At 48.8% G+C, this 7080-nt stretch carries 7 protein-coding genes, 5 tRNA genes and 1 rRNA gene; 4 read left to right on the top strand and 9 right to left on the bottom strand.

The window, feature by feature from the left end:
* The 5 genes from D6M16_RS22080 to D6M16_RS22060 all read right to left on the bottom strand — a co-directional run.
* Positions 1 to 242 (bottom strand): GTP-binding protein (locus tag D6M16_RS22080; RefSeq protein WP_240435680.1); only part of this gene is annotated, 242 nt, incomplete at its 3' end.
* Positions 243 to 348: 106 nt separating this feature from the next.
* Positions 349 to 424: transfer RNA gene (locus D6M16_RS22075), tRNA-Thr, on the bottom strand.
* 12 nt (positions 425 to 436) lie between these two features.
* Positions 437 to 511: transfer RNA gene (locus D6M16_RS22070), tRNA-Gly, on the bottom strand.
* 38 nt (positions 512 to 549) lie between these two features.
* Positions 550 to 634, bottom strand: a tRNA-Tyr gene (locus D6M16_RS22065).
* A gap of 6 nt (positions 635 to 640) precedes the next feature.
* A tRNA-Thr gene (locus D6M16_RS22060) sits at positions 641 to 716 on the bottom strand.
* A 208-nt stretch (positions 717 to 924) separates the two neighbouring features.
* Between D6M16_RS22060 and coaA the strand changes: the two genes are divergently transcribed.
* Positions 925 to 1863 carry a type I pantothenate kinase gene (gene coaA / locus D6M16_RS22055; RefSeq protein WP_120513998.1) on the top strand — a complete coding sequence of 313 codons (939 nt, stop codon included), beginning with the start codon at positions 925 to 927 and terminating at the stop codon, positions 1861 to 1863.
* Positions 1864 to 1889: 26 nt separating this feature from the next.
* Here the strand turns inward: coaA and birA are convergent, their stop codons facing one another.
* Both birA and murB read right to left on the bottom strand, forming a co-directional pair.
* Positions 1890 to 2855 carry a bifunctional biotin--[acetyl-CoA-carboxylase] ligase/biotin operon repressor BirA gene (gene birA / locus D6M16_RS22050; RefSeq protein WP_120513997.1) on the bottom strand — a complete coding sequence of 322 codons (966 nt, stop codon included), beginning with the start codon at positions 2853 to 2855 and terminating at the stop codon, positions 1890 to 1892.
* Positions 2852 to 3892 carry a UDP-N-acetylmuramate dehydrogenase gene (gene murB / locus D6M16_RS22045; RefSeq protein ID WP_120513996.1) on the bottom strand — a complete coding sequence of 347 codons (1041 nt, stop codon included), beginning with the start codon at positions 3890 to 3892 and terminating at the stop codon, positions 2852 to 2854. The genes birA and murB overlap by 4 nt, the downstream gene beginning before the upstream one ends.
* A 73-nt stretch (positions 3893 to 3965) precedes the next feature.
* On the opposite strand from murB, the gene D6M16_RS22040 reads away from it, so the two are divergent.
* The 3 genes from D6M16_RS22040 to D6M16_RS22030 all read left to right on the top strand — a co-directional run bounded on the left by D6M16_RS22040 (position 3966) and on the right by D6M16_RS22030 (position 6542).
* Positions 3966 to 4409 (top strand): GNAT family N-acetyltransferase, encoded by a 444-nt coding sequence (locus D6M16_RS22040; RefSeq protein ID WP_120513995.1) that lies wholly within the window; start codon positions 3966 to 3968, stop codon positions 4407 to 4409.
* 119 nt (positions 4410 to 4528) lie between these two features.
* On the top strand, positions 4529 to 5878 hold the full coding sequence (pssA, locus tag D6M16_RS22035; RefSeq protein ID WP_120513994.1) for a CDP-diacylglycerol--serine O-phosphatidyltransferase: 1350 nt from the start codon (positions 4529 to 4531) through the stop codon (positions 5876 to 5878).
* A 10-nt stretch (positions 5879 to 5888) separates the two neighbouring features.
* Complete coding sequence (locus D6M16_RS22030; protein WP_120513993.1) at positions 5889 to 6542, top strand: nicotinamidase; 654 nt, start codon at positions 5889 to 5891, stop codon at positions 6540 to 6542.
* A gap of 324 nt (positions 6543 to 6866) precedes the next feature.
* On the opposite strand, the gene D6M16_RS22025 is transcribed toward D6M16_RS22030, so the two are convergent.
* Both D6M16_RS22025 and rrf read right to left on the bottom strand, forming a co-directional pair.
* Positions 6867 to 6943 (bottom strand) — tRNA-Asp (locus D6M16_RS22025).
* 41 nt (positions 6944 to 6984) lie between these two features.
* Positions 6985 to 7080: ribosomal RNA gene (gene rrf, locus D6M16_RS22020) — 5S ribosomal RNA — on the bottom strand; the annotation flags it as partial.

The raw sequence follows: 7080 nt of genomic DNA, 5'->3' as shown, positions 1-7080 counted from the left end.
TCAACGTGCGCGTAGTGGCGAGTCGGAGTATCGTACTCTACGTGAGAAGTAGAGATAGTGATACCACGCTCACGCTCTTCTGGCGCATTATCGATAGATGCGAAGTCACGTGCAGCACCGCCGTAAGTTTTGGCCAGTACAGTACAGATCGCAGCAGTCAGAGTAGTTTTACCGTGGTCAACGTGGCCGATAGTACCAACGTTAACGTGCGGTTTCGTACGTTCAAATTTTTCTTTAGACATGGGTAGTCCCTCTAGGCACGGTATTTAGGTGGTATAACGACCACACAACCAATCATGGGTTTTGTAGAGTATATATCAAAAGGATTGAAGTGCTTCGGAGAGAGAGTGGTGCTGATAGGCGGATTTGAACCGCCGACCTCACCCTTACCAAGGGTGCGCTCTACCAACTGAGCTATATCAGCACACGAGAAATGTGGAGCGGGCAGCGGGAATCGAACCCGCATCATCAGCTTGGAAGGCTGAGGTAATAGCCATTATACGATGCCCGCAAACTCGTAACTCGTAGAGCTATTCAACCATTTGAATATGGTGGAGGGAGAAGGATTCGAACCTTCGAAGGCGGAGCCGTCAGATTTACAGTCTGATCCCTTTGGCCACTCGGGAATCCCTCCAAATTTTGGTGCCGACTACCGGAATCGAACTGGTGACCTACTGATTACAAGTCAGTTGCTCTACCTACTGAGCTAAGTCGGCGTAAGTGCTGCGCATTCTATGCGATGGTTTTTGGGGTTGCAATAGGTAAAGAGAAAAAAAATTATAATGGTCGCTTTAATGTACATTTCTTAATCAAACAAAGGGCTATGCTGACATAATTCTTCAAAAGGAGAAATCACGGCCTCTTTCACTTATGCGACTGATCCTGTATTGTCCCAATCCCTGTAAATGAGATTTTGGTTACAAGATGAACGAGATCCTAACCCCCTATCTTACTTTTGACCGGCAGGCCTGGGCTGATTTACGCAAATCTGTGCCCATGACGCTGGATGAAGCTGATCTCGAACGTCTACGCGGTATTAATGAGCATTTGTCGATGGATGAAGTCCGCGATATTTATTTGCCTTTATCACGCTTACTAAATCTCTATGTCGGTGCGCGCAAGGGCCGAAACCGCGTTCTGGAAGAGTTTCTTTCTCAGCCCAAACCGAGCACAGTGCCTTATATCATTGGGATTGCCGGCAGTGTCGCTGTTGGCAAAAGCACAACCGCACGCCTGCTGAAAGCCTTACTGACCCGATGGCCGGAACACCCTAAGGTCGAGTTAATCACTACTGACGGATTCCTCTATCCAAACAATGTGTTGCTGGAAAAAAACCTGATGAAAAAGAAAGGGTTTCCGCAATCTTACGATATTCGACGTTTGGTTGAGTTTCTGACCGATGTGAAATCAGGCAAGCCTCAGGTGGATGCCCCTGTCTATTCTCATTTATTTTACGATATTACCGATGAGATAAAGACAGTAGAGCAACCGGACATCCTGATCATTGAAGGGCTGAATGTATTACAGAGCGGCATGGATTATCCTCATGAGCCGCATCGGGTCTTTATTTCTGATTTGCTCGACTTTTCCATTTATGTCGATGCCGAACCCGATTTACTGCAGACTTGGTATATAGAGCGTTTTCTGAAATTCCGTCAGGGGGCTTTTAAGGATCCATCATCCTATTTTAACCATTACACCAAGTTGACCGAATCTGAAGCGGTGAAAACGGCTACCAATATTTGGCAGGAAATTAATGGTAAAAACTTGATGGAGAATATTCTGCCAACGCGCGAACGGGCCAGCCTTATTTTGCAAAAAGGGTCTAACCATGCGGTGCAGACCGTGAAGCTGAGAAAATAGAAGGCCAGCTCATCCTGATGTAACTGTCAATCGTCTTTACGCAAAGAGATCTCCCCGCCCAGATACGGTATCTTACCCTGCTCCGTTTCCAGCATCAGCGCACCCTGGGGGTTAATACCGCGGGCAACACCACGGATGATTTTGTCTCCGATCAACAGCTTCACCGGCCGACCAAGGAAATTATCATACTGGTCCCACTCATCGACAAAACCCGCCATGCCAACCTCTTCATAGCGCAGCAGAGTTTCCGTCACCCCCTCGATGATGGCTGCCGCCAACTGATTACGGCCAGGCATAGGATCGCAAGCTTCAGCCAGATTAGACCAGGGTTGTCCTACGGTTTCGGTATCTGTGTTTGACATGGTGAGATTCAGCCCCATGCCAATGACCAAATGCGCAGCATCTCCGGCTTTACCGCTCATTTCTACCAGAATACCCGCCAATTTTTTATCCTGATAATAAAGGTCATTGGGCCATTTTACTTTAATCTCCGCCGCGCCCAGTTTTTGCAATGTTTTTGCCACAGCCAAACCAACGACCAGGCTCAGTCCCATCGCAGCAGCCACACCGGCATCGAGGCGCCAGTACATTGACAGATACAGGTTGCTGCCAAACGGAGAGAGCCATTGCCGCCCACGCCGCCCACGCCCGGCCTGCTGATACTCAGCCACACAAACTGCGCCTTTGGGTAACTGGCCTATACGATCCAGCATATATTGATTGGTTGAATCAATCACCGGGATCAGTGCCAGTGACGGACACTCAACCTGATCCTGGATGAGCTGCTCATCCAATAAATCGAACCCGGCAGCCAGGCTGTAACCTTTCCCCTGAACCCGATGAATATCAAGGCCCCAGTCCTGAATTCCTTTGATATGTTTGCTGATTGCTGCCCGAGAAATCCCCAGAGCCTCGCCCAGCGCTTCGCCGGAATGAAACTGACCGTCCGCCAGAAACCGGATCAGCGCCAGCTTTGTTGTGTGTTCTTTCATGGCATCACCTTATCCAGTGTGGTTTCTCCGTCAGACGCCATAAAGCGCACCTCATGCTCTAATGTGACACCAAAGCGCAAATTGACTGAGTCGACAATATAGCGCGCCAATCTCAGTACATCATCAGGAGTGGCCGTACCGAGGTTAACAATCACCAACGCCTGCTGCTGGTGTACGGCCGCACCACCAATCTTATGACCTTTCAGTCCGCATTGGTCGATCAACCACCCTGCGGCCAATTTAAACTGGCCCCCTGCCACGGGATAACTGGGGACAGACGGAAATTCCGCAGCCAGCTTTTGATAAGTACTTTCTGATACCACTGGGTTTTTGAAGAAGCTGCCGGCATTACCCAGCACTACCGGATCCGGCAGCTTAGCCTGTCGAGTTGCACACACCTGCGCCAGGATGTCGCGAGCTGTAACAGTGGCAGGATCCAGGTTCGCGAGTGGTCCATAGCTCGTATTTGGCTGCCAGTCCTTACTCAGACGCAGGCCGACAGCCACTATAATGTGGCTGTCTTTCAATTCGTGCTTAAAAATAGAATCACGGTAGCCAAAGCGGCACGCGTCTGCCGTTAAGCGAACGACATCACCGCTTTTTCGCTCCAGCACATCAACATATTCGCAGATATCCTGAAGCTCAACGCCATAGGCTCCTATATTCTGTATGGGAGCGGAGCCTGTGCAACCAGGAATCAGGGCCAGGTTTTCCAGGCCAGGCATCTCTTGCTCAACCGTCCAGCACACCAGCTGATGCCAGTTTTCACCTGCACCTATATGGAGATGGTAAGCAACATCGGTTTCATGAACCTCAATCCCCATGATCCGATTCAGTATGACAGTTCCGTTATAGTCTTCACAAAACAGTAAGTTACTCCCCTGCCCCATCACAAGAGCAGGAGTAGCCCCTGTCACACCACTGGACAACAGCGTCTTCAGCTCGTCCACCGATCTAATGGTCACAACCTGAGCGGCTGTTACATTCAAGCCAAATGTGTGCAATGAAGCCAGTGAATGGCGATGCAAAACTTCCATACCAAATTCAAACCGTCGCTTTATACTGGAGGCCGCATTCTAACTGATCACACATAGCGACGCAGTTAATTCCATGACAGATTTAACGAAAACAACACTTAGCTTCCATCCTTTGGAACCTCTTCGCTTTCCTTTGGTCAATCGTCTGTACAAGGCACATTACCCAGCGGGTAAAGCCAAGAAGGACGAAATCATCTGGATCGGAGAAACAACTTCGTCCATCGAGGCCGCTGTCCGCTTCCAACAATATGACGATTTTCAATTAATGACAGGCATGCTGGTTGCGCCGCAATTAAGACAGCAGGGTATTGGTCTCGCGCTATTGAGCGCTTGCCATTCGCAACTTATGGCTAAGCCGTGTTACTGTTTTGCATTCAGCCACCTTGTACCACTGTACCTAAAAGCGCAGTTTTCGGTCATTACGGATGATGCGCTACCACTTCCCCTTGCTCATCGAATTGAACGTTACAGAGTTGGTGGAAAAGCGCTCACTCCTATGCGATATCAGGCCAGTTGACCCAACTTGCCTCCCAAGCTCATTAATTGGATCGGCCCGGTGGCTTTACCAGCACTAAAATCTGGTATAATTGGCCCTAATTTTTAGATTTATCATATAAATCGCGGAACGAGGCGATAATGGATTCAGCTACTGCAAATAGGCAGCTCATAGATCAGCTACCACGTATTGCACATCAGCCGGAAGATATAGAAACACTGCTTGATGCCAGTGCCTTTCGTGAACGTTTGCATCAGGAAATAGCCAATGCAAAACAGCGTATTTACCTGGTTGCATTGTACCTGCAAGATGACGATGCGGGTCGCAGTATTCTTCAAGCATTGTATGATGCAAAACAGCGACGTCCCGAACTGGACATTAAAGTACTCGTCGATTGGCACCGAGCCCAGCGTGGACTGATCGGTGCAGAAAAATCAGAGGGTAATGCAGCGCTCTACCGTGAGTTTGCCCAGTCCTACCAACATAAAATTGAAGTGCTGGGGGTACCCGTTCGCAATCGTGAAGTCTTTGGTGTGCTCCACCTGAAAGGCTTTATTATTGACAATACCGTCATATATAGCGGCGCGAGCCTGAATGATGTCTATCTGGCTCAGCATCAACGCTACCGCTATGACAGATATCATGTATTGAAGAACACCAAGCTGGCCGACAGTATGGCCCTCTTTGTCCAGCGAACGCTGGTTGACAGTGAAGCGGTAAATTGCCTCAACCAGCAGACCCGGCCGGAAACGAAAGTCCTACGTAATGCTATCAAGCAATTGCGCCTGGAATTGCAACGCGCAAGCTATTCTTTTGATCCTGAGCCTATCGCTGATGATCAGGTTGGTCTCACCCCCATCGTTGGCCTTGGTCGTCGCAAGAACAATCTAAATAAGTACATTTGTACCCTGATAGCCAGTGCTAAACATGAGCTGACGATCTGCACCCCTTATTTCAACTTTCCCCGCAGCGTGAGCCGGGAAGTAAAACGGGCTTTGCGTCGCGGTGTAAAGATCACCCTGATTGTCGGCGATAAGACCGCTAATGATTTTTACATACCGCCCAGCGAACCGTTCAGAACCATCGCAGGATTACCTTACTTATATGAGGTTAATTTGCGTAGTTTTGCCAAACACAATGAGGCTGCTATCGCCCGCCGCCAGTTAGCTATTCATATTTGGAAACACGACGACAACAGCTTTCACCTGAAAGGAATCTGGGTTGATCGCCAGTACATGCTCATTACCGGCAATAACCTTAATCCTCGTGCATGGAAACTGGATCTAGAGAACGCTATCCTGGTGCATGACAAACATGAGCTGTTAGCAGAGCAAAAGCAGCAGGAACTCAGTGCCATTTTGCGACATACTCAATTAATGGGCAGCTATAAATTCATTGATAGAGTTGACAGCTACCCGCTGCCGGTAAGACGCTTGATTAAGCGTATACGGCGTCTGAAAGCAGATCATATTCTGAATCAGATTCTGTAAGGAGATTGTCATGGCTATTGCAGCAATCGATGTGGATGCTCAGCAAACCTTTACTCCACTTTGTCCTGATGAACTGCCTGTTCCAGAGGGCCATCATATTGCGCTGGCATTAAATCAACAGGCTGAATTAGCGAGCTGGCGTATTTTGACCAAAGATGCGCACCCGGAGAATGCTGTTTGGGTTGTTGATAGCCATGACAAAATGTTCCAGCCATTACCCCACCCTAACGCTGATTTGACCTGGGTCAAACACGCCGTTCCGGGCAGTAAGGGCTTTGAGGTGATTCCAGGACTCCCCAGGGTAACTGAGTATGACCACGTCATCTGGAAAGGAATAGAACCGGACCTTCATCCTTACGGCGCTTGTTTTCACGATCTTGAAGAAAAGCTCAGTACCGGACTGATCGAGTGGCTGCATCACAAAGGGGTCAAAACTGTCATTCTTGGCGGTCTCGCAACGGATTACTGTGTTAAAACAACAGCCTTGCAACTTCAGACAACCAACTCCTTCAAAGTCATTGTCAATTTATCTGCGTGTCGAGGCATTTCGCCTGACACCATTGCCGAGAGTTGCAATCAAATGCAATCCGCTGGCATTTTTTTGGCAAACAATTTAGATGAAGTAAAGCGATTATGCTTTACTGACAGCCATATCCTACCTTGATATAACGGCTCTCGCAGCAGAGTGTTTTAACCCGTCTACACCAACCTTCGAATAGCTGTAGTGGTTTGGTGATCTCAGACATCCACACAATTACCAACAACGTTGAAAAATCCAGCAATCGTAACTTGGGCTTGGTGTATTGGTTTTGCATTTGCCAGCTGTTTAAACTCATATGAGACAGGCATAGGTATTTCACCTTGTCGAACTTCGCTTTACCTCTATTAGATAATTAAGGCAGTTGATTTATTTGACGGGCAGTAGGAGATATTGAAACCGCCAGACAGCAAAAAACCCAGCCATTGCTGACTGGGTTTCTCTGATAAGTGGCGGAGCGGACGGGACTCGAACCCGCGACCCCCGGCGTGACAGGCCGGTATTCTAACCAACTGAACTACCGCTCCACACGGTCGAAACCAGACTGGGTCTGCTTTCTGAATAGGGAGCCTGGCGATGTCCTACTCTCACATGGGGAGACCCCACACTACCATCGGCGCTGCTGCGTTTCACGTCTGAGTTCGGCATGGGATCAGGTGGGTCC

It is taken from the genome of Photobacterium salinisoli (assembly GCF_003614885.1).
GTDB classification, from domain to species: Bacteria; Pseudomonadota; Gammaproteobacteria; order Enterobacterales; family Vibrionaceae; genus Photobacterium; species Photobacterium salinisoli.
This window is presented reverse-complemented; position numbering and strand designations above follow the sequence as displayed.

What these genes read in the sequence shown, in the direction of transcription:
- coaA (WP_120513998.1), top strand. Translation starts at nt 925, where the DNA reads ATGAACGAGATCCTAACCCCCTATCTTACTTTTGACCGGCAGGCCTGG.
- birA (WP_120513997.1), bottom strand. Translation starts at nt 2,855, where the DNA reads ATGAAAGAACACACAACAAAGCTGGCGCTGATCCGGTTTCTGGCGGAC.
- murB (WP_120513996.1), bottom strand. Translation starts at nt 3,892, where the DNA reads ATGGAAGTTTTGCATCGCCATTCACTGGCTTCATTGCACACATTTGGC.
- D6M16_RS22030 (WP_120513993.1), top strand. Translation starts at nt 5,889, where the DNA reads ATGGCTATTGCAGCAATCGATGTGGATGCTCAGCAAACCTTTACTCCA.
- pssA (WP_120513994.1), top strand. Translation starts at nt 4,529, where the DNA reads ATGGATTCAGCTACTGCAAATAGGCAGCTCATAGATCAGCTACCACGT.
- D6M16_RS22040 (WP_120513995.1), top strand. Translation starts at nt 3,966, where the DNA reads ATGACAGATTTAACGAAAACAACACTTAGCTTCCATCCTTTGGAACCT.